This is a genomic window from Mesorhizobium sp. M0058 (assembly GCF_040323095.1).
Taxonomy (GTDB): Bacteria; Pseudomonadota; Alphaproteobacteria; order Rhizobiales; family Rhizobiaceae; genus Mesorhizobium.
This window is the reverse complement of sequence record NZ_JAMYUQ010000010.1, coordinates 256,247-275,684: the sequence shown is the minus strand read 5'-3', so window position 1 is coordinate 275,684 and position 19,438 is coordinate 256,247. Positions and strand designations below refer to the sequence as shown.

Below are 19,438 nucleotides of genomic sequence, written 5' to 3'. Positions count from 1 at the left end.
GTGCATCAATCGCCTTCCCTATTCCGCTGCCGCGACATGGCGCCGGCTTATGCCGCGCATGAATTCGTCAAGCGCCGAGGCCTGTTCGCGGCTGAGATGCAGACCGCGCTTGGTGCGACGCCACAATACATCTTCGGCGGTCAGCGCCCATTCGTTTTCGCAGAGGTAGCGTACCTCGGCCTCATAGAGATCGGCGCCGAAATTGCGGCCGAGATCGGCGTTCGACCTGGCGAGGCCGAGCAACACTTGCGCGCGCGTGCCGTAAAGCCTGGTCAACCGACGCGCCAGGCGCTGGTCGAGGAAAGGATAGGCGCTCTTCAGCTTCGCCACCTGGGCGTCGAAACCGGTGGCCGGGAAATCGCCGCCTGGCAAGGGCGCGTTCGCCGTCCACGGCTTGCCGCGCTTGCCGAGAAAACCTTCGATCTTTTCCAGCATCGATTCCGACAGCCGGCGGTAGGTGGTGATCTTGCCGCCGAAAGCGTTGACGATCGGCGCCTTGCCCTCGCCGCCATCGGCTTTCAACACATAGTCGCGGGTCGCTTCCTGCGCCTTCGAAGCGCCGTCGTCGTAGAGCGGGCGCACGGCCGAATAGGTCCAGACGATGTCGGGGCGCGTCACGGCTTCAGCAAAATATTCGCTCGCCGCCGCGCAGAGATAGTCGATCTCGGTGTCGCTGATCTTCACGTCATGCGGATCGCCGGGATAGTCGCGATCGGTGGTGCCGATCAGCGTAAATTCTTCCTCGTAAGGGATGGCGAAGATGATGCGCCCGTCCTTGTTCTGGAAGAAGTAGGCGCGCGGATCATCGAATTTCTTTTTGATGACGATATGACTGCCCTGCACCAGGCGCACATTGTGCACGTCGTTCTGGCCCACGGTGGTCGACAGGACGTGGTCGACCCATGGACCGGCGGCATTGACCAGCAGCCGGGCCTTGACCTCGTCGGCATCTCCCGTCCGCACGTCTTCCACGCGGATCGCCCACAGATCGCCTTCGCGCCGCGCCCCGACGACTTTCGTGCGGGTGCGGATGGTGGCGCCGCGGTCGGCGGCGTCACGCGCGTTCAACACCACCAGCCGGGCATCGTTGACCCAGCCGTCCGAGTACTCGAAGGCCTTGTGAAACAGCGGCTTCAGCGGCTTGCCCGCCGGATCCTTGGACATGTCCAGTGTCCGGGTCGCCGGCAGCAATTTGCGGCCACCAATATGATCGTAGAGGAACAGGCCGAGCCGGATCAGCCAGGCCGGGCGCAGGCCCTTGGCATAGGGCAGCACGAAGCGCATCGGCCAGATGATGTGCGGCGCGTTCTTCCACAGAACCTCGCGCTCCATCAGCGCCTCGCGCACCAGCCGGAACTCGTAGAATTCGAGGTAGCGCAGACCGCCGTGGATCAGCTTGGTCGAGCCGGAGGAGGTTCCGCTGGCAAGATCGTTCATCTCGGCGAGAAATACCGAAAAGCCCCGCCCAACGGCGTCGCGGGCGATGCCGCAGCCATTGATGCCGCCACCGATGACGAAGATGTCACGGACTGCGTCCACAAATCCCTCCCGCGATTTCGCGTTGCAGCATTTTTGAGTTGTTACGAAACCGTATCGGGATTATTTCGAAATAAGAACGAATGTCAAACGAAATGTAACGGGACCGTGATCGATAGCCTAGCCGAGCGACGTTTCGATCAATTGAACCTCCGCTTCCTCGCAGATCTTACGCACCGACGGGATGTCGCAACGGTCGGTGATGAAGGTGTTGACTTGCGAGAGATGGCCGATGCGAACCGGCGCGGTGCGTTCGAACTTGGTCTGGTCGGAGACCAGGATGACATGCCTGGCATTGGCGATGATGGCTTGCGCCACTTTCACTTCGCGAAAGTCGAAATCGAGCAACGCGCCGTCATGGTCGATGGCCGAGGCGCCGATCACCGCATAGTCGACCTTGAACTGCCTGATGAAATCGACCGCGGCCTCGCCGACAACGCCGCCGTCGGAGCCGCGCACGACGCCGCCGGCGATTACCACCTCGATCGAAGGATAGATGCGCATCCTGTTGGCAACATTGATATTATTGGTGATGACCATCAGCCCGGTATGGTCGAGCAGCGCCTTGCTGACCGACTCGGTCGTGGTGCCGATGTTGATGAACAGGGAGGCGTTGTCGGGTATCAGCCTGGCCGCCGCGCGGCCGATGGCCTCCTTCTCGTCGGCGGCAATCTTGCGGCGCGCCTCATACTCCATGTTCTCGATGCCGGACGGGAACAGGGCCCCGCCATGGATGCGCGTCAGCAGCCGCTGGTCGCAGAGATCGTTGAGGTCCTTGCGGATGGTCTGTGGCGTCACGTTGAAATGCGTGGCGAGGTCATCGACCAGCACACGGCCATGGTCCTTCGCCATCTGGATGATCTCGGCATGGCGCGGCGACAAATACACTGAGAACCTCCCGTTTTCGTTTTTCTTGTTTGTAGCTGAAAACGAAAGCAATGAAAAGGGAGACGCCGGCTAATGAAATATCGATGATTGCAAAGGCGAACCGGGCAGATACGGCTCAGACCCGCTCCGCCACCTTGCGGGTGACAGCCGCGACTTTACCTGGCGAGCGGATCATCAGGAAATTGCCGGACCAGTATCCCGGGATCCGCCAAGTGCCTTTGATCTCGGTTGCATCACCGTTGATGATGCCGCTGTAGTGAATCGGGTGCGCCTTCAATTCGGCCTTGTCGTATGTCTTGGTAAAGGAGACGGCGTTGCCCTCTCGCTGCCCCTGCAGGCTTGCGTATCTTGCCGTGCTGGTCGCCGCCGGTTCGTGGGTCATCCCCGTCAAGCTGGTTGCCGTCTCGATCAGCGTTGCAACGAAGGAAACCGGCGGCAGTTCGCGCGGATAGAAATAGCGCCCGCTCCAGACGCCCGTCAGATTCTGGCTAACCCCTTCAGCCCTTCCGGCCATATGCTTGCTCGCAAGTCCTTGCTGGCTTGCCCCGGCGGCGGCAACCACCCGGGCAATCCCTGTCAGTCCTTCGGGGATCTTGCACACTCGCAGATGACAGTGAAGGCGGTATCGACATCGGCCGCGGTTGTCTCGAACTGGCCTGCCTGGAAGCGGATGGCGACCCGCCCATCGACACGCGTCTGCGTCAGGTAGATACGGCCGTCATTGTTGATGGCGTCGACCAGACGCAGATTGTGCTCGTCGCAGTCAGCGCCGGATGTGGCGCGATGCCGGAACGAGAACAGCGACAGCATCGGCTGGCTGGCGAGCTCGAAATCCTCCTCCTCGGCCAGGCGCGCTGCTATGCCTTCGCTCCAGGCGACGTGATTGCGGATCATGGTGCGCAGCGCCTCGAGGCCATGGGCGCGCAGCAGGAACCACAGCTTCAGCGCCCGGAAGCGACGGCCGAGAGGCACCGACCATTCGGAGTAGTTGATGATGCCGTCATGGCCGCGAGTTTTCAGATAGTCCGGCTTGATCGCCAGCGTGCGCACGAGATCCTCCGGCTGGCGGACGAACTGGATCGAGCAGTCGAATTGCGCGCCCAGCCATTTGTGCGGGTTGAAGACGATCGAGTCCGCGCCCTCGACACCGGTCCAGAAATGCCGGTATTCCGGACAGATCATCGCCGATCCGGCCCAGGCGGCGTCGATATGCAGATAGAGCCCCTGGCGTTTGGCCACCGCGGCCACTTCAGCGATGTCGTCGGTGCCGCCGGTGCTGGTGCCGCCGACGCACGCGATGATGCCGGCCGGCAATAGGCCGGCCGCGCGGTCGGCAACAATCGCCGCTTCCAAAGCCGCGGTATCCATGGCGCGGTAGGTGCCGGCGACGGGAATGCGGACGAGGTTTTCCTCGCCAATGCCGGCGACCCAGATGGCGCGGTCGATCGAGGTGTGCACCTGGTCGGAGGAATAGACGCGCAGCCTGCCCTGCCCGGAAAGACCCTTCTTGTTGCCCTGCCAGTCGAGCGTGCGCTCGCGCATGGTCAACACGGCGGCCAGCGTCGCCGATGATGCGGAGTCCTGGATCACGCCGGAAAAGCCTTCGGGCAGGCCGAGCGCCTGGCGCATCCAGTCGACGATGCGCGTCTCAAGCTCTGTCGCCGCCGGCGAAGTCTGCCACAGCATGCACTGCGCGGCCATCGCAGAGACCAGATATTCGGCAACCACCGAGACGGGTGCTGCATTGGCCGGGAAATAAGCAAAGAAACGCGGATGCTGCCAATGCGTCATGCCGGGCACGATCTTGGCTTCGAAATCGGCGAAGATCGTCTCCATCGATTCCGCGGCCTCCGGCGGAGAAGCTTCGATGCTCCTGAAGATCTCGCCCGGCGCTATGGCAGGTCGCACGGGCCGATCGCGAAGGCCGGCGCGGTAATCAGCGCCCCAGTCGGCGGCGCGCCTCGACCAGTCGCGGAATTGCTCGTTGTCCATGGATCCTCCCGACGCGCCGATCAGCCAGCCGTTTGAATTTTGATTAACATGTTAAATAGAGACAGGCAACCGCGACGAAGGTTCCCGCGCTACCCCGGAAAATCCGGCAGGCTGGCAAAGGCCGTCTTCAACGCGTTCGACCAGCCTTCGGAAATAGCACGATAATATCGATCGTCCTGGCCGATGCGCTTTTTCAAACCCACCGTGAACGTGTCCTCCTCCAGGAACAGCAGGTCGAGAGGCAGGCCGACGGACAGGTTCGATTTCAGCGTCGAATCGAACGATACCAGCAAGAGCTTGACCGTTTCAGCCAGGCTCATCGTCCTTTCATAGGCACGGATGATGATCGGCTTGCCGTATTTGGTCTCGCCGATCTGGAAGAACGGCGTGTCGTCGGTCGATTCGATGAAATTGCCCTCGGGATAGATCATGAACAGCCGTGGCGGGCTGCCCTTGATCTGGCCGCCGAGGATGAAGGAGGCGTTGAAATAGGAATCCGCCTTTTCGCCGGCAGGCGACGAGCTGGCGATGACTTCCTTGACGGTGTCGCCGACCAGCCGCACCGTCTGGTACATGGATGGGGTCTCGAGCAGCGTGGCGTGGCGTTCCGCCACCGCCTTGGTGCGCTCGTCGAGCAGGCTGACCACGGCCTGAGTCGTAGCCAGATTGCCGGCCGACATCAGTACGATGACGCGCTCGCCTGGCTCTTCCCAGACATGCATCTTCTTGAAAGTGGAGATCGAATCCATCCCTGCATTGGTGCGCGTGTCCGACATGAACACGAGCCCACGATCGATCTTGAGGCCGACGCAATAAGTCATGGAATCTCTTCAGGCAGCAATCTTGCCGGAGACTACTGCTCTACCGTGACGGTGACTGCAAGCTGTTCCTCCGCCTGTCCCAGTCGAATTCCCGACACCGGCGAGGCGTCGCGATAATCACGGCCGGTGGCTACCCTGACATAGCGTTCATCGGGGGAAATGCCGTTGGCGGCGTCGAAGGCGACCCAGCCGAGACCCTGAACATGGGCTTCGGCCCAGGCATGGCTTGCCGCCTGCTCGATGGCCGCATCCATCATCAGATAGCCACTGACATAGCGGGCCGGAAAACCCATGACGCGGGCTGCGGTGACAAAGATGTGGCTGTGATCCTGGCAAACGCCGGTCTTCAGCGCCAATGCCTCTTCCGCCGGGGTCGTCACGCTGGTGGTGCCCGGCGTGTAGGCGACGCGCTCGACGATCAGCGCCATCAGCCGATGCAGCCTTTCGATGTCGGTACCTTTGCCGACCGCCGCGGCAAGCTCGCTTATGCCCCCGCCGGGGATGGTCAAAGCTGTCTCCTGGCTGAACAGCCACAGCGGCGCAAAGCCGTGATGCGGACCCGAGACGCCCGCTGTGTCGCGCGTGACAACCTCGCCGGAGGCCTCGACGGTGATGAAGTCGCGCTCGCCCTCGACGCTCAACAGCCTGTTATCGTTGCCGAAATGGTCGTTAAAGCGGACTTCCTCGCGCGCGCCCTCGATCTTCAGCGCCCAGGACAGCACGGTCTGCGTCGGGCCACTGACCGGTAACAGGCGTAGCCGCTGCAACAGATAGTGCACCGGCGCGTCGTAGCGGTATTCGGTACGGTGGGTGATCTTGAGCCGCATGCCTATTTTCCGTTTGTAAGCATGATCTTATCCGAAAACCGGGTCCCACTTGTCGCTAGCGCGGCCCTCCGGTTCGCGATCATGCTCAATTGAACCGGTAATCTTGTGCGATCTCTTCGCCAAGCTTGGTGTTGTCTTGAATGAACCTGGCCAGGAATTCGTGCAGGCCGGCGTCGAATATGTCCTTGATCGACCCTGCCTGCAGCATCGCCTGTGTCCTGTCGACGGTGGCGTGGCAGGCATGACGGTCGCCATAGTCGTCGCCCAGGAACTTCAGATGCTCGGCGAGAAAACGATAACAGAAGGTCAGCGAACGCGGCATGCGCACATTGAGGATCAGATAGTCGGCAATATTGGTCGGTTTGTAGTCGGCCTCATAGACCCAGCGATAGGAACGGTGCGCCGACACCGAGCGCAGGATCGATTCCCACTGGTAGTTGTCGAGGCTCGAGCCGACCCAGGAGATCGACGGCAGCAGCACGTAGTATTTCACGTCGAGGATGCGTGCCGTGTTGTCGGCCCGCTCGACATAGGTGCCGAGCTGCGAGAAGTCGAAGATCTCGTTGCGCAGCATCGTGCCGTAGAACGAGCCGCGGATCAGCGCCGTCTCGCGTTTGATGGCGTCGAGCACACTCGGCAGGTCGCGCTCGTCGATCGGCTTTGCCAGCATGCGCTTCAGGGCCATCCAGGCTTCGTTGATGCTCTCCCAGGTCTCGCGCGTCAGCGCGGTGCGCACCATGCGGGCATTGTTGCGAGCGGTCTCGATCGCCGACATCGTGCTCGACGGGTTCGAGGTGTCGCGCAGCAGGAAGTCGGCGACGTTGGCGGCGGTATAGTCCTTGTATTTCTGCGTGAAGGTGACGTCGGAGCCGGCGCTGAGCAGCACCGAATTCCACTCTTCCGACGCGCTCTGGGTGCGGGTCAGAGCCATGCGAAGGCCGGCATCGACCAGACGCGCCATGTTTTCCGCCCGCTCGATATAGCGGTTCATCCAGTAGAGCCCGTTGGCGGTGCGGCCGAGAAGCATGTGAAGTGGCCTTCGGGCTAGTGAGTAGGGAATAGTGAGTAGGGATTAGTAAGCATTTGAATCTCTGTGGAATATGGCATTTCTTGTCCCTCTACTGCCTACTGCCTACTGCCTACTGCCTACTGCCTACTGCCTACTGCCTATTGCCTACTGCCCTATTCCCTACCTAATCGTCCAACACCCACGTATCCTTCGTGCCGCCGCCTTGCGAGGAATTCACGACCAACGACCCCTCCTTCAGCGCCACCCGCGTCAAGCCGCCGGGAACGATCTGGATTCGGTCGGAGACCAGAACATAGGGCCTGAGATCGACATGGCGCGGCGACAGGCCTTTTTCGGTCAGGATCGGGCAAGTCGACAGCGCCAGCGTCGGCTGGGCGATGTAGTTGGAGGGCTTCGCCTGCAGCTTCTTGGCGAAATCCTGGCATTCCTTCTTGGTCGCAGCCGGGCCGACCAGCATGCCGTAGCCGCCGGAGCCGTGCACTTCCTTGATGACCAGCTCATGGATGTGTTCGAGCACGTATTTCAGGCTGTCGGGCTCCGAGCAGCGCCAGGTCGGGATGTTGCCGAGGATGGCCTTGCGGCCGGTGTAGAACTCGACGATGTCGGGCATGTAGGAATAAATCGCCTTGTCGTCGGCGATGCCGGTTCCCGGCGCGTTGGCGATGGTGATGTTGCCGGCGCGGTAGACGTCCATGATGCCGGGCACGCCAAGGGCCGAGTCCGGCCGGAAGGTCAGCGGATCGAGGAAGGAATCGTCGACGCGCCGGTAAAGCACGTCGATCTGCTTGTAGCCTTCGGTCGTGCGCATAGCGACGTGGCCGTCTACAACGCGCAGATCCTGGCCTTCGACCAGTTGCACGCCCATCTGGTCGGCGAGGAAGGCATGTTCGAAATAGGCGGAGTTGAAGCTGCCCGGCGTCAGCACGGCAATGGTCGGTGCGCCCTTGGTGCTTTGCGGCCGCACTGCCGCCAGCGACTTGCGCAGCAATTGCGGATAATTCTCCACCGGCCGCACCTTGATCTGCTGGAACAGCTCGGGAAAGAGCTGCATCATCGTCTCGCGGTTCTCCAGCATGTAGGAGACCCCCGACGGCGTGCGCGCATTGTCCTCCAGCACGTAGAACTCGTTCTCCGAGATCCGGACGATATCGACGCCGATAATGTGGGTGTAGACGCCGGCCGGTGGCCGCACTCCGATCATTTCCGGCAGGAACGCCTCGTTCCTGGCGATCAGCTCCCTCGGCACGCGGCCGGCGCGCAGGATTTCCTGGCGGTGGTAAATGTCGTCGAGGAAAGCGTTCAGCGCCTGCACGCGCTGCTCGATGCCTTGCGTCAGCCTTCGCCATTCATTGCCGGAGATGATGCGCGGCACGATGTCGAAGGGGATCAGCCGCTCGGAGGCTTCCTGCTCGCCATAGACGGCGAAGGTAATGCCGGTCTTGCGGAAGACGCGCTCGGCGTCCTGCATCTTTTCGGTAAGCCTGGCCGGATCCTGCTCCTTCAGCCAGCGGTCGTAAGCCGTATACGGTTGTCTCAGCCCGGAAACTTCCGGAAGCATTTCATCGAACGCTGCCAATCGCATACTCCCCTGTGACGCCATTTCACTGGCGTCGCGGGAGAAAATCAAGCGCAATCGGTGATTTGGAGGATATCGGCGATCAGTATGTTTCGACTGCCCAAAATTCGGGCAGTCGGAACGGGACCTTAATCAGGCTCTGCCTTGTCGCCGGGCAAGTGCCTGATGCGGCCATAGCAGTTCACCGTTTCATGGCAACGGCGACCTGCCATGGCTTTTTGCTTCGACGCAATTCCGGACGGAAAACCGCTTCACACTTTTCCTGGAATTGCTTTAGAAAGCGCGGAAAGTGACGACCGTGAAGGTGTCCTTGATTCCGGGAATAATCTGTACCTTCTCGTTGACGAAGTGACCAACATCTTCCTCGTCGTCGACGTAGAATTTGGCAAGCAGGTCGTAATTGCCGGCGGTCGAGTAGATTTCCGAGGCGATTTCGGCATCGGCGAGCGCGCTGGCGACCTCGTAGGACTTGCCCAGATCGCACTTTATCTGCATGAAAAACGTCTTCATTGCCGGTCCCGATCAAGCTTCAGCACACAAGCGGCCCTTGTGGCAGACTGCCGCCCGGCTTTCAAGCATCAGGCCGAGCGCGCCTTGGCGACGGCTTGTCTCAGTTCGGACACCGGCATGCCGCGCCGATACAAGTTGCCGCCGATGACCAGGGCTGGCGTGCCGCGCAGCTTGAACGCCGTCGCCTGGACTTCGGTGCGGACAAGGGCAGCGTCGATATCGGGTTCACGGATGGCGAGGTCGGCACGCACCATCGCCACATCGACACCGACGGAAGAAAGGATGTCGTTGGTGCGGCGTTCCGAAAGGCCGCGCTGGTTGGTCATCAGCGCATCGACCGCCGCGCCATAGTGTTCGCCGCTCAGCAGCGTCACCCGCGCCGCGTCGCGCGACACGTCGCCGAAGATCGGCCAGTCCTTCATCACAAGCCGAACGCCGCTGTCCTCTTCCATCAACTTCTTCAGTTCGACGAAGACGAGCTTGCAGATCGGGCACTGATAGTCGACGAATTCGGCGATGGTGACGTCGCCATCGGGGTTGCCGAGCGCTGGAATGGCGGGATCAAAGGCGACTTCCGTGACGGTCGGCCCAGTGCTTGCCCAGGCGGGCAAGGGGGCCAAAACTGCGAGGCTTGCCGCGCCCTTCAGCAAAAGGCGCCGGTCGATCGGCTGCTTGAACATGGTCGTCCCCTGGTTGCGCGAACGGGTCCCCACCCGTCCCTACGATGCGCGCCCCGCGTTAAAGGAGGCTTAAGCATGATCATGTGGCACTTGCGTGGCGAATATTGCGGTTGCTGAAACCGTGAGGCTCCGCAAAGCGTATGGTATGATGCGTCCCGGGACAGGTTTTGTTGGGGGACAATGGAGACAGGCCATGCGCCGCACCGCATTCGCAGTTGTTTCATTGCTGTTCGCGTTGTTCGTGTCGGCAGCCCTTGCCGGCGACGCCGAAGTCAAGGCCGGCCAGGCCGTCATCGATGGTCAGTTGAAGGCGCTCATCGCCAATGATGGCGCCAAGGCGTACAGTTTCGCCGCTCCAAATGTGAAGCGCATCTTTCCGACCGTCGACACCTTCATGAACATGGTGACCAACGGCTATCCGCCGGTGCGCCAGCCGCAGAGCTATTCCTTCGGCAAGGTCGAGCAGATGGGGCCAACTTCGCTAATCCAGCAAGTGCTGATCGTTGGGCCCGACGGCAAGGACTATGAGGCGGTCTACACGCTGGAACAGCAGCCCGACGGCAGCTTTCAAATCACCGGCTGCAGCTTGCGCGCAGCGAATTCGCTCAGCACCTAGATGTGCTTATAGCACCGGAATATCGCCCCTCGCCCATCCCTCTGAAATGTCTGATGTGCGCGCCTCAAAGGCCCGGGCCTCGATCGCGGCGCGAATGTCCTGCATCAGCTTCTGATAGTAGGACAGGTTGTTCCAGGTCAGAAGCATCGCCCCCAGCGCCTCTTGCGAGCGCACGAGATGGTGCAGATAGGCGCGTGAGTAGTCGCGCGCGGCTGGGCAGTCGCTCTCCTCATCCAGCGGCCGCGGATCGTCCGCGTGGCGGGCATTCTTGAGATTGACCTTGCCGCGCCTGGTATAAGCCAGGCCATGGCGGCCGGCGCGGGTCGGCATGACGCAGTCGAACATGTCGATGCCGCGCGCCACCGATTTCATGATGTCGTCCGGCGTGCCGACGCCCATGAGATATCGAGGCTTGTCGTCAGGCAATTCCGGACAGGTGATCTCCAGCATATCCAGCATCACCGCTTGCGGTTCGCCGACGGCCAGGCCGCCGACCGCATAGCCCTTCAGCTCCATCGCGCTCAGCGCCTGCGCCGAACGCACCCTGAGAGCTGCGTTGTCGCCACCCTGGACGATGCCGAACATCGCCTTGCCGGGCTGATCGCCGAACGCTGTCTTGCAGCGCTCGGCCCAGCGCAGCGACAGCTCCATCGCGCGCTCGATCTGCTTGAGGTCGGCCGGCAGCGCTGTGCATTCGTCGAGCTGCATCTGGATGTCGGAATCGAGCAGGCCCTGGATCTCGATCGAGCGCTCCGGCGACATCTCGTAGGCAGCGCCGTCAATGTGCGAGCGAAAGGTGACGCCCTTCTCGGTCAATTTTCTGAGCTTCGACAGCGACATGACCTGAAAACCGCCACTGTCGGTCAGGATCGGCTGCGGCCAGCGGGCGAATTCATGCAACCCACCAAGCCGCGCCACGCGCTCGGCGCCGGGGCGCAGCATCAGATGATAGGTATTGCCCAGGATGATGTCGGCGCCGACGCCGCGCACCTGGTCCATATACATGGCCTTGACCGTGCCGCCGGTGCCGACCGGCATGAAGGCCGGCGTGCGGATTTCGCCGCGCGGCATGGTGATGGAACCGCGCCGCGCCTTGCCGTCGGTGGCGAGGATCTTGAAGGTGAATGTCTCAGCCATTGAATTCCCTGTCATGGACAGGCGCGCCCGGCGCCTGTCTGTCGAGCGACTGCCGGTAGTGGATGCAGCCGCGCATGAATCTCGGCCAGGGCGGCACGGCAATCGATGGATCGGTCTTTTCCGGCAACAGATCCCACAGATCGGGGTGATGCCAGCACAAATCGTGGCCGGTGGCATCGCGATGCTGGCGAATGCCGGCACGCAATTTCTTCACTTCGGCGATCAGGCTCTCGCGATCAAAAGCTTGCAGGTCATCGTCCATCGCTCATCTCCGCTCGATAAAGCAGGCTTGCGTCTCCGTAGGAATAGAACCTGTAATCGTTCCCAATGGCATGCGCGTAAGCCGCACGCATCGTATCCAGACCGCTGAAAGCCGAAACCAGCATGAATAGCGTCGAACGCGGCAGGTGGAAATTGGTCATCAGCAGGTCGGCGGTCTTGAACCGATAGCCCGGCGTGATGAAGATGTCGGTCGGGCCGGACCAGGCGGTCAGCGAGCCATCAGGCCGTGCCGCGCTCTCCAGCAGGCGCAGCGAGGTCGTGCCGACAGCGATGATGCGCCCGCCCCGCGCCTTGGCGCCATTCAGAGCGTCGGCTGTTGCTTCGCTGACCGAGCCGGTCTCGGCATGCATCTTGTGGTCAGCGGTGTCGTCCGCCTTGACCGGCAGGAAGGTGCCGGCGCCGACATGCAAGGTGACGAAGCGGCGTTCGATGCCTTTTGCATCCAGCGCGGCAAACAGCTCCGGCGTAAAATGCAGGCCTGCGGTGGGGGCAGCGACTGCGCCCTCCTCCTTGGCATAGATTGTCTGGTAATCCGTCAGGTCGCGTGCGTCGTCGTCGCGCTTGGAGGCGATATAGGGGGGCAGCGGGATGTGGCCGACGGCGCGCAGCGCTTCGTCGAGAAATGGGCCGGAGAGGTCGAAGCCGAGCAACGCCTCGCCGGCGTCGCCCTTCTCGATCACCGTGGCGTCGAGTTGGTCGAGAAAACAGGAATTGCCGTCATGGCCGAAATGGATGCGGTCGCCGGCGGCGACGCGCTTGCCCGGCCGCATGAAGGCCAGCCAGCGGTCAGGCGCCATGCGCATATGCAGCGTGGCGTCGACCTGCGCCTGCGCTTCGCCGCGCCGCCTGATGCCTCTTAACTGGGCAGGAATGACCTTGGTGTCGTTGAAGACCAGAACATCGCCAGCCCTGAGCAAGGACGGCAGGTCGCCAACCGTGCGATCCGAAAGACCCTCGCCCGGCCTGACCACCAGCATTCTGGCGCTGTCGCGCGGCTCGGCCGGGCGAAGCGCGATGCGCTCCTCAGGCAGGTCGAAGTCGAAGAGGTCGACGCGCATCAGTAGAGCCGGACGAGCAGCGCTCCGGCCAACAGCAGCACCGCGCCGGCGATGCGGCCGAGCGAAATCTCGCGCACCGCCACGCCGAGGAAGCCGACGCGGTCGATCAGCATGCCGGCGAAGAGCTGGCCGGCAACCAGGAACGCCATCAACGCGGCTGCACCGATGCGCGGCGTAAGAATGGTCGACAGGGTGACATAGAAACCGCCGAGCATGCCGCCGGCGATGAACAGCCAAGGTGCCGGCGCCTTCCAGTCGAGCGAGATGTCCTGCAGCCGCACAACGGCAATGGAGATGATACCAAGCACGATCGCGCCCGACAGGAACGAGAAGGCAGCAGCCGCGACCGGGAGTCCCAGGCCGCGCGCCAGCTGCGAGTTGATCGGCGCCTGGACGGCGATGAAGGCGCCTGACAGGATGCCGAGCAGCGACCAGACCACGCCCATCATCGTCCTTTGTCCTTACTTGACGTCGGCCGCGACCTTCAGCGACACGATCTTGTCGGGATCGACCACCGGCTCGCCGCGCTTGATCTTGTCGACATTGTCCATGCCTTCGATGACCTGGCCCCAGACCGTGTACTGGCGGTTGAGGAAGGCGGCATCGTCGAAGCAGATGAAGAACTGCGAATTGGCCGAGTTCGGGTTCTGCGAACGGGCCATCGAGCAGGTGCCGCGGCCATGGTTGGCGTTGGAGAACTCAGCCTTCAGGTCCGGCTTTTCCGAGCCGCCCATGCCCGCACGCGACGGCGCGAAGGTCGGCTTCGACGAATTGCCGAACTTCACGTCGCCGGTCTGCGCCATGAAGCCTTCGATGACGCGGTGGAAGACCACGCCGTCATAGGCGCCTTCGCGGGCCAGTTCCTTGATGCGGGCGACGTGGCCGGGAGCCAAATCGGGGAACAGTTCGATGACGACCTTGCCCTTGGTCGTTTCCAGGATGAGCGCGTTCTCGCGGTCCTTGATCTCAGCCATGTCGTATATCCTTTATCTCAGAAAACAGATTGATTTGATTGGTTTACTTGTCGGCGGCGATGCGTACCTTGATCATGCGGTCGGGCTCGCTGACCGTGCCGTTGTCGGCCTCGTCGCCCTTCTTGATCTTGTCCACCAGCTCCATGCCGCTGACGACACTGCCAACGATGGTGTACTGGCCATCGAGGTTCGGCGCCGGCGCGAACATGATGAAGAACTGCGAGTTGGCGGAGTTCGGGTCCTGCGAGCGGGCCATGCCGAGCGTGCCGCGCTTGAAATGTTCGCTCTGCGAGAATTCGGCCGGCAGGTCGGGCAGGTCTGAACCGCCGGTGCCGACGGCCTCGGGGCTGAACCCCTTCTTCATGTTGCCGAACTTGACGTCGCCGGTCTGCGCCATAAAGCCGTTGATGACCCGGTGGAATGCGACATCGTTATAAGCGCCTTCACGCACCAGCTTCTTGATCTGCGCGACATGCTTGGGTGCCAGGTCGGGGCGTAGCGCGATGGTGACGTCGCCGTTCTTCAAGGTGATGACCATGGTGTTTTCCGGTTCGGCGGCGAAGGCCGAAACGGATGCGGTCACGAGACCGGCAAGCACGACGAGGAACGAGGCGAGCTTTTTCAGCTGCATAAGGGATCTCCGAAGGTCTTTGTTAGGGTGCATGTCGTTGCCCCAAAAACCGGCATCCACTTTGGGGCGACATGCACTATTTCGCGAATTTGGCGGTGAGCGCACCGGCAACGGCGGCCGGTACGAAGGGACGGATGTCTCCGCCCATCGAGGCTATCTGGCGCACAAGTGTGGCGGTAATGGTGCGTACCGATGGGCTGGCGGGCAGAAAAACCGTCTGCAGTTCCGGCGCCATGGTCTCGTTCATGCCGGCCATCTGCATCTCGTAATCGAGATCGGTGCCGTCGCGCAGGCCGCGGATCATGATCGAGGCGCCATGCTTGCGGGCCGCGTCGATGACCAGCCCGTCAAAGGCGACGACCTTGATACGGTCGCCGTCGCGGCCGAATTCGGCCTTGGTCGCGGCCTCGATCAGCTTCACCCGTTCGTCGAAGGAAAACAGCGGCGTCTTGCCGGGGTGAGTGCCGATCGCCGCATAAACCGTGTCGGCGACAGCCAGCGATGCCTTCAGGACATCGAGATGGCCGTTGGTCAGCGGGTCGAAGGAGCCGGCATAAAGGGCGATGCGATCGGTCATGGGAGGTGCTTCTAGCGGGGCATTGGGCGGAAGGCAAATGCGATTGGGAACATCTGTGTGAACCTTTTCGCAGACATGAACGACAGATGAATGCCTTGATCACGAAGACTTCACGCCGCGTTCGCTAGTTTGCACTTCGGAAGATGAAACCAAAACCCGATCTAACCGTTGGATAGGCGCAGGAGAACACGCACATGCTGATCTACATGCTCGCCACCGCAATGACCGTCGCCATGCTGATCGCCACCGCATTCGGATTGCATAGCGAGGCAGAGCGCGTCCGTGTCCGCACAAAGCGGTTCGAAGGTTTCGGCGCTCGCTGGCCCCACCGTCGCCCCTGATTTATTGCTAGTTTCTTGTTTGCGCCGGCCCATCGGGCCGGCGTTGTTGCTCAAACCTATTCGGTGCTGTCCGGTACGGCATCTCCGGCGCCGGCCTCAATGACACCCTCTTCGACATCCTCGTCGGCCTGCGGCTCCGAAATCCGTTCGACCGAAACCACCTTCTCGCCTTCGGCGGTGTTGAAGATGGTCACGCCCTTGGTGGCGCGGCTGGCGAAACGGATACCGTTGACCGGCACCCGGATGACCGTGCCGCCATCCGAAACCAGCATGATCTGGTCGTCATTGCCGACCGGGAAAGTCGCCACCAGCTGGCCGATCTCGGCCACCTTCGACACGTCGGTGGCGCGGATGCCTTTGCCGCCGCGTCCGGTCAGGCGGAAATCGTAGGATGACGAGCGCTTGCCGTAGCCATATTCGGTCACCGTCAGCACATACTGCTCATGCGCCTTGAGCTCTTCGTAACGGCTGTCGGAAAGCTCGGTCTCCTCGCCAATCTCCTCATTGGTGAGTGCAATCTCTTCTTCCTCGCCGGTCACCTCGGCGGCAAGCCGCCGCTCCAGTGCTGCCCGCTTGAGGTAGGCGGAGCGTTCCGCCGGTGAAGCATCGACATGCTCGATCACCGACATGGAGATGATGCGGTCGGTCTCGGCCATGCTTATGCCGCGCACGCCGACCGAATTGCGGCTCTGGAAGACGCGCACATCGCCAACGCGGAAGCGGATGCACTGGCCGGAGCTGGCGGTCAAAAGCACATCGTCATTGTCTGTGCAGGTCTCGACGCCGAGAATCTCGTCGCCCTCCTCCTCCAGCTTCATGGCGATCTTGCCATTGCGGTTGACCTGGACGAATTCGGACAGCTTGTTGCGGCGCACGGTGCCGCGCGTGGTGGCGAACATGACGTCGAGTTCGCCCCAGCTGGTCTCGTCCTCGGGCAGCGGCATGATGGTGGTGATGCGCTCGCCCTGCTCCAGCGGCAGCATGTTGATCAGCGCCTTGCCGCGCGACTGCGGATTGCCGATTGGCAGCCGCCAGACCTTTTCCTTGTAGACGATGCCGCGCGAGGAGAAGAACAGCACCGGCGTATGCGTGTTGGCCACAAACAGCCGGGTGACGAAATCCTCTTCCTTGGTCGACATACCGGAGCGGCCCTTGCCGCCGCGGCGTTGCGCCCGGTAGAGCGACAGCGGCACGCGCTTGATGTAGCCGGAATGGCTGACGGTGACGACCATGTCCTCGCGCTGGATCAGGTCCTCGTCTTCCATGTCGGCGCCGCCGTCGGTGAGCTCGGTGCGGCGCGGCGTGCCGAACTCGTCGCGCACGGCGGCAAGCTCGTCCTTGACGATCTGCTGGATGCGGGCGCGGGACGACAGAATGTCGAGGTAATCCTTGATCTCGTCGCCGATCGTGTTCAGCTCGTCGGCGATTTCGTCACGGCCGAGCGCGGTCAGGCGCTGCAGGCGCAGTTCGAGGATTGCGCGCGCCTGTTCCTCGGAGAGGTTGTAGGTGCCATCCTCATTGATGCGATGGCGCGGATCGTCGATAAGCAGAATCAATGACTCCACGTCCCCGGAGGGCCAGCGCCGCTCCATCAACTGCTCGCGCGCCGTCTGCGGATCGGGCGCGGTGCGGATCAGCTTGATCACTTCGTCGATGTTGGCGACGGCGATGGCGAGGCCGACCAGCACGTGGGCGCGGTCGCGCGCCTTGCGCAGCAGGAATTTCGTGCGCCGGCTAATCACCTCTTCGCGGAAGCTGACAAACGCCTTCAGCATGTCGGTCAGGTTCATCACTTCCGGCTTGCCGCCGTTCAGCGCCACCATATTGGCGCCGAAGGAGGTCTGCAGCGGCGTGAACCGGTAAAGCTGGTTGAGAATGACGTCGGCGACAGCGTCGCGCTTCAGCTCGATGACGACGCGGTAGCCCTGGCGGTCGCTTTCGTCGCGAATGTCGGAAATGCCTTCGATGCGCTTGTCGCGCACCAGCTCGGCCATTTTCTCGATCATCGAGGCCTTGTTCACCTGGTACGGGACTTCCGTGATGATGATCGATTCACGGTCGTTTCCGCGCTGTTCGACATTGACCTTGCCGCGCATGACGATGGAGCCACGGCCAGTCGCATAGGCGCTGTAGATGCCGGAACGGCCGAGCACGATGCCGCCGGTCGGGAAATCGGGACCCGGAATGATCTCCATCAGCGCCGGCAAATCGATCGCCGGATTGTCGATGATGGCGATGGCGCCGTTGCAGATCTCGGCCAGATTGTGCGGCGGAATGTTGGTGGCCATGCCGACGGCAATGCCGCCGGAACCGTTGACCAGAAGGTTGGGGAAGCGGGCCGGCAGCACCTTCGGTTCGGTGTCGGATGCGTCATAAGTCTCCTGGAAATCGACGGTTTCCTTGTCGATGTCCTCCAAGAGTTCATGCGCGACCTTGGTCAGCCGGGATTCGGTGTAGCGCATCGCCGCCGGCGGATCGCCGTCGATGGAGCCGAAATTACCCTGCCCGTCGATCAGCGGCACGCGCAGCGACCAGTCCTGCGCCATGCGCACCAAGGCGTCGTAGATCGAGGCGTCGCCATGCGGATGGTATTTACCCATCACGTCGGCGACCGGGCGGGCCGACTTCACATATTTGCGGTTCCAGTGATAGCCGCTCTCATGCGCCGCATAGAGAATGCGGCGGTGCACCGGCTTCAGGCCGTCGCGCACATCGGGCAGCGCACGGCTGACGATGACGCTCATGGCGTAAGAGAGGTAGGAGCTCTGCATCTCCTCGATGATGGAGATGGGCTCGATGCCGGTAGGGCCGCCGTCGGCGCCGCGCGGGGGTTTTTGGTCGGTCAAATCGGATCACAATCTAATCAGGAATCACTGACCGCTTATATAGGAAGCACGGCCGAAACTCCAATATTCGTGGTGCTTTTCCAATGAGGATTTCAGTGGCAAATTCAAATGGATACCTCTGATTGCGACGATTTGGCCATAACGCATTCGCCGCCGCCAGCGGCAAAAGCCTGCGAAGGACAGTTTTCCAAGCCAAGAGCTTATCTGGAGGCAGACAGACGCGTCAGCGGGTAGCCACCCGCCCGGCGCGATAGTGGCCAGGCGTCTCACCCATGACGCGCCGGAAACGGCGGTTGAACGTCGACAAATCGTTGAAACCGGCCCCGAAGGCGATTGCCGAGATGGCATCGCCTGACATGCGTAGCCGCACCGCCGCGCGGTGCAGCCGGGTTCTCAGCAGAAACTGATAGGGCGTCATGCCGGCGACCCGCCGGAATGTGCGCAGGAAATGATACGGGCTGGTCGCCGTCGCGCCGGCAAGCTCGGTGAGCGAGACCGGCCGGTCGGCATTGAGCTCGATCTGCCGCACCGCCTCGGCAACCCGTTTCTGGTCGCGGCGGCTCGGCGGTCGAACGCCAGGCACCGCATCGCTGGCGACGGGCAGTGCTGCGCCGGCAACTGCCAGTACTGCGCCCGCAATTCGCAGGCCAAGCTCCTCGAAGGCGTCGATATCGGCCGTCTCCCGCGCCGCTTCGGCCTCGGCCAGCAGCGATGCGAGCGACGGCAAGGGCGGCAGATGCGGCACGCCGAAGGCGAGCTTGCTCGCGCCGGGCACGTCGCTGGCGATGCGGTCGAGATAGGCCGGAGCGAAGTGGAAGGACAGGCAACGGTCGCCGGCGCCATGCTCATGCCCGCATTCATAGCAGGCGCCGACATTGCCGAGCAGGATCGCGCCCGGCGCCAGCATGGCGGCGCCCTGGCTGGTGCGGTAGCGGAAGGTGCCGCTGGTGACAGCGGCAACGCAGAAGGTGTCGTGCGCCTCCTCGAACGGGCGGTCGCCGGCGCCAGCCGTGCACAGCACGTCGCAGACATGCCAGCCCTGCCCCGATGCCAGCTTTTGTTCGCTCGTCGTCATGGCTTGAAAGATGGCAATTTTTCCCAAGCGCGACACCCGGT

21 protein-coding genes are annotated in these 19,438 nt (G+C 62.2%); 2 read left to right on the top strand and 19 right to left on the bottom strand.

Annotation, left to right across the window (positions count from 1 at the left end; all coding sequences use genetic code 11):
- Window positions 1–18: 18 nt before the first annotated feature.
- The 10 genes from glpD to NKJ75_RS19440 all read right to left on the bottom strand — a co-directional run bounded on the left by glpD (window position 19) and on the right by NKJ75_RS19440 (window position 9,860).
- Window positions 19–1,539: a glycerol-3-phosphate dehydrogenase gene (gene glpD / locus NKJ75_RS19485; RefSeq protein WP_352500053.1), complete on the bottom strand. Its 1,521-nt coding sequence runs from the start codon at window positions 1,537–1,539 to the stop codon at window positions 19–21.
- 117 nt (window positions 1,540–1,656) lie between these two features.
- Entirely contained in the window at window positions 1,657–2,424 is a 768-nt protein-coding gene (locus tag NKJ75_RS19480) for a DeoR/GlpR family DNA-binding transcription regulator (RefSeq protein WP_023670971.1), read from the bottom strand.
- Window positions 2,425–2,539: 115 nt separating this feature from the next.
- Window positions 2,540–2,986, bottom strand: a complete 447-nt coding sequence (locus tag NKJ75_RS19475) for a hypothetical protein (RefSeq protein ID WP_023693406.1) — start codon at window positions 2,984–2,986, stop codon at window positions 2,540–2,542.
- A 14-nt stretch (window positions 2,987–3,000) separates the two neighbouring features.
- Window positions 3,001–4,416 (bottom strand): pyridoxal phosphate-dependent decarboxylase family protein, encoded by a 1,416-nt coding sequence (locus NKJ75_RS19470; protein ID WP_023815793.1) that lies wholly within the window; start codon window positions 4,414–4,416, stop codon window positions 3,001–3,003.
- Window positions 4,417–4,505: 89 nt separating this feature from the next.
- Window positions 4,506–5,237: a proteasome-type protease gene (locus tag NKJ75_RS19465; RefSeq protein WP_023684646.1), complete on the bottom strand. Its 732-nt coding sequence runs from the start codon at window positions 5,235–5,237 to the stop codon at window positions 4,506–4,508.
- Window positions 5,238–5,269: 32 nt separating this feature from the next.
- Window positions 5,270–6,064 carry a transglutaminase family protein gene (locus tag NKJ75_RS19460; RefSeq protein WP_023819860.1) on the bottom strand — a complete coding sequence of 265 codons (795 nt, stop codon included), beginning with the start codon at window positions 6,062–6,064 and terminating at the stop codon, window positions 5,270–5,272.
- An 85-nt stretch (window positions 6,065–6,149) separates the two neighbouring features.
- On the bottom strand, window positions 6,150–7,091 hold the full coding sequence (locus tag NKJ75_RS19455) for an alpha-E domain-containing protein (RefSeq protein WP_023693403.1): 942 nt from the start codon (window positions 7,089–7,091) through the stop codon (window positions 6,150–6,152).
- Between the two features lie 166 nt (window positions 7,092–7,257).
- A complete protein-coding gene (locus tag NKJ75_RS19450; RefSeq protein WP_352500052.1) occupies window positions 7,258–8,670 on the bottom strand; it encodes a circularly permuted type 2 ATP-grasp protein in 1,413 nt (470 codons plus the stop codon).
- A 273-nt stretch (window positions 8,671–8,943) separates the two neighbouring features.
- The gene (locus NKJ75_RS19445; RefSeq protein ID WP_023670963.1) at window positions 8,944–9,180 is read right to left on the bottom strand and encodes an Lrp/AsnC family transcriptional regulator; all 237 of its coding nucleotides are present in this window, start codon (window positions 9,178–9,180) and stop codon (window positions 8,944–8,946) included.
- 68 nt (window positions 9,181–9,248) lie between these two features.
- Window positions 9,249–9,860 (bottom strand): DsbA family protein, encoded by a 612-nt coding sequence (locus NKJ75_RS19440; RefSeq protein WP_023700783.1) that lies wholly within the window; start codon window positions 9,858–9,860, stop codon window positions 9,249–9,251.
- A 193-nt stretch (window positions 9,861–10,053) separates the two neighbouring features.
- Here NKJ75_RS19440 and NKJ75_RS19435 point away from each other — a divergent pair, with 193 nt between their 5' ends.
- Entirely contained in the window at window positions 10,054–10,476 is a 423-nt protein-coding gene (locus NKJ75_RS19435; protein WP_023684643.1) for a DUF4864 domain-containing protein, read from the top strand.
- Window positions 10,477–10,482: 6 nt separating this feature from the next.
- On the opposite strand, the gene tgt is transcribed toward NKJ75_RS19435, so the two are convergent.
- The 7 genes from tgt to coaD all read right to left on the bottom strand — a co-directional run bounded on the left by tgt (window position 10,483) and on the right by coaD (window position 15,135).
- Window positions 10,483–11,613 (bottom strand): tRNA guanosine(34) transglycosylase Tgt, encoded by a 1,131-nt coding sequence (gene tgt / locus NKJ75_RS19430; RefSeq protein ID WP_352500051.1) that lies wholly within the window; start codon window positions 11,611–11,613, stop codon window positions 10,483–10,485.
- A complete protein-coding gene (locus NKJ75_RS19425) occupies window positions 11,606–11,875 on the bottom strand; it encodes a hypothetical protein (RefSeq protein ID WP_352500050.1) in 270 nt (89 codons plus the stop codon). The genes tgt and NKJ75_RS19425 overlap by 8 nt, the downstream gene beginning before the upstream one ends.
- A complete protein-coding gene (gene queA / locus NKJ75_RS19420; RefSeq protein ID WP_352500049.1) occupies window positions 11,865–12,953 on the bottom strand; it encodes a tRNA preQ1(34) S-adenosylmethionine ribosyltransferase-isomerase QueA in 1,089 nt (362 codons plus the stop codon). Before queA ends, NKJ75_RS19425 begins: the two co-directional genes overlap by 11 nt.
- The gene (locus NKJ75_RS19415; protein WP_023726680.1) at window positions 12,953–13,402 is read right to left on the bottom strand and encodes a DMT family transporter; all 450 of its coding nucleotides are present in this window, start codon (window positions 13,400–13,402) and stop codon (window positions 12,953–12,955) included. Before NKJ75_RS19415 ends, queA begins: the two co-directional genes overlap by 1 nt.
- A gap of 12 nt (window positions 13,403–13,414) precedes the next feature.
- A complete protein-coding gene (locus tag NKJ75_RS19410; RefSeq protein ID WP_023696509.1) occupies window positions 13,415–13,927 on the bottom strand; it encodes a peptidylprolyl isomerase in 513 nt (170 codons plus the stop codon).
- Window positions 13,928–13,970: 43 nt separating this feature from the next.
- Window positions 13,971–14,465, bottom strand: a complete 495-nt coding sequence (locus NKJ75_RS19405; protein ID WP_245260126.1) for a peptidylprolyl isomerase — start codon at window positions 14,463–14,465, stop codon at window positions 13,971–13,973.
- Window positions 14,466–14,634: 169 nt separating this feature from the next.
- Window positions 14,635–15,135: a pantetheine-phosphate adenylyltransferase gene (gene coaD / locus NKJ75_RS19400; RefSeq protein WP_023670954.1), complete on the bottom strand. Its 501-nt coding sequence runs from the start codon at window positions 15,133–15,135 to the stop codon at window positions 14,635–14,637.
- A 194-nt stretch (window positions 15,136–15,329) separates the two neighbouring features.
- Between coaD and NKJ75_RS19395 the strand changes: the two genes are divergently transcribed.
- Window positions 15,330–15,476 carry a hypothetical protein gene (locus NKJ75_RS19395; RefSeq protein ID WP_023670953.1) on the top strand — a complete coding sequence of 49 codons (147 nt, stop codon included), beginning with the start codon at window positions 15,330–15,332 and terminating at the stop codon, window positions 15,474–15,476.
- Window positions 15,477–15,532: 56 nt separating this feature from the next.
- Here NKJ75_RS19395 and gyrA read toward each other — a convergent pair whose 3' ends face one another.
- Both gyrA and NKJ75_RS19385 read right to left on the bottom strand, forming a co-directional pair.
- Window positions 15,533–18,322, bottom strand: coding sequence for a DNA gyrase subunit A (gene gyrA / locus NKJ75_RS19390; protein ID WP_023696506.1), 2,790 nt, complete (start codon window positions 18,320–18,322; stop codon window positions 15,533–15,535).
- Window positions 18,323–18,545: 223 nt separating this feature from the next.
- Window positions 18,546–19,397, bottom strand: coding sequence for a helix-turn-helix transcriptional regulator (locus NKJ75_RS19385; RefSeq protein ID WP_352500048.1), 852 nt, complete (start codon window positions 19,395–19,397; stop codon window positions 18,546–18,548).
- Window positions 19,398–19,438 lie beyond the last annotated feature (41 nt).

What these genes read in the sequence shown, in the direction of transcription:
- NKJ75_RS19440 (WP_023700783.1), bottom strand. Translation starts at nt 9,860, where the DNA reads ATGTTCAAGCAGCCGATCGACCGGCGCCTTTTGCTGAAGGGCGCGGCA.
- NKJ75_RS19415 (WP_023726680.1), bottom strand. Translation starts at nt 13,402, where the DNA reads ATGATGGGCGTGGTCTGGTCGCTGCTCGGCATCCTGTCAGGCGCCTTC.
- NKJ75_RS19385 (WP_352500048.1), bottom strand. Translation starts at nt 19,397, where the DNA reads ATGACGACGAGCGAACAAAAGCTGGCATCGGGGCAGGGCTGGCATGTC.
- NKJ75_RS19425 (WP_352500050.1), bottom strand. Translation starts at nt 11,875, where the DNA reads ATGGACGATGACCTGCAAGCTTTTGATCGCGAGAGCCTGATCGCCGAA.
- NKJ75_RS19410 (WP_023696509.1), bottom strand. Translation starts at nt 13,927, where the DNA reads ATGGCTGAGATCAAGGACCGCGAGAACGCGCTCATCCTGGAAACGACC.
- tgt (WP_352500051.1), bottom strand. Translation starts at nt 11,613, where the DNA reads ATGGCTGAGACATTCACCTTCAAGATCCTCGCCACCGACGGCAAGGCG.
- NKJ75_RS19460 (WP_023819860.1), bottom strand. Translation starts at nt 6,064, where the DNA reads ATGCGGCTCAAGATCACCCACCGTACCGAATACCGCTACGACGCGCCG.
- coaD (WP_023670954.1), bottom strand. Translation starts at nt 15,135, where the DNA reads ATGACCGATCGCATCGCCCTTTATGCCGGCTCCTTCGACCCGCTGACC.
- NKJ75_RS19395 (WP_023670953.1), top strand. Translation starts at nt 15,330, where the DNA reads ATGCTGATCTACATGCTCGCCACCGCAATGACCGTCGCCATGCTGATC.
- NKJ75_RS19405 (WP_245260126.1), bottom strand. Translation starts at nt 14,465, where the DNA reads ATGGTCATCACCTTGAAGAACGGCGACGTCACCATCGCGCTACGCCCC.
- NKJ75_RS19435 (WP_023684643.1), top strand. Translation starts at nt 10,054, where the DNA reads ATGCGCCGCACCGCATTCGCAGTTGTTTCATTGCTGTTCGCGTTGTTC.
- queA (WP_352500049.1), bottom strand. Translation starts at nt 12,953, where the DNA reads ATGCGCGTCGACCTCTTCGACTTCGACCTGCCTGAGGAGCGCATCGCG.
- NKJ75_RS19465 (WP_023684646.1), bottom strand. Translation starts at nt 5,237, where the DNA reads ATGACTTATTGCGTCGGCCTCAAGATCGATCGTGGGCTCGTGTTCATG.
- NKJ75_RS19455 (WP_023693403.1), bottom strand. Translation starts at nt 7,091, where the DNA reads ATGCTTCTCGGCCGCACCGCCAACGGGCTCTACTGGATGAACCGCTAT.
- NKJ75_RS19445 (WP_023670963.1), bottom strand. Translation starts at nt 9,180, where the DNA reads ATGAAGACGTTTTTCATGCAGATAAAGTGCGATCTGGGCAAGTCCTAC.
- NKJ75_RS19470 (WP_023815793.1), bottom strand. Translation starts at nt 4,416, where the DNA reads ATGGACAACGAGCAATTCCGCGACTGGTCGAGGCGCGCCGCCGACTGG.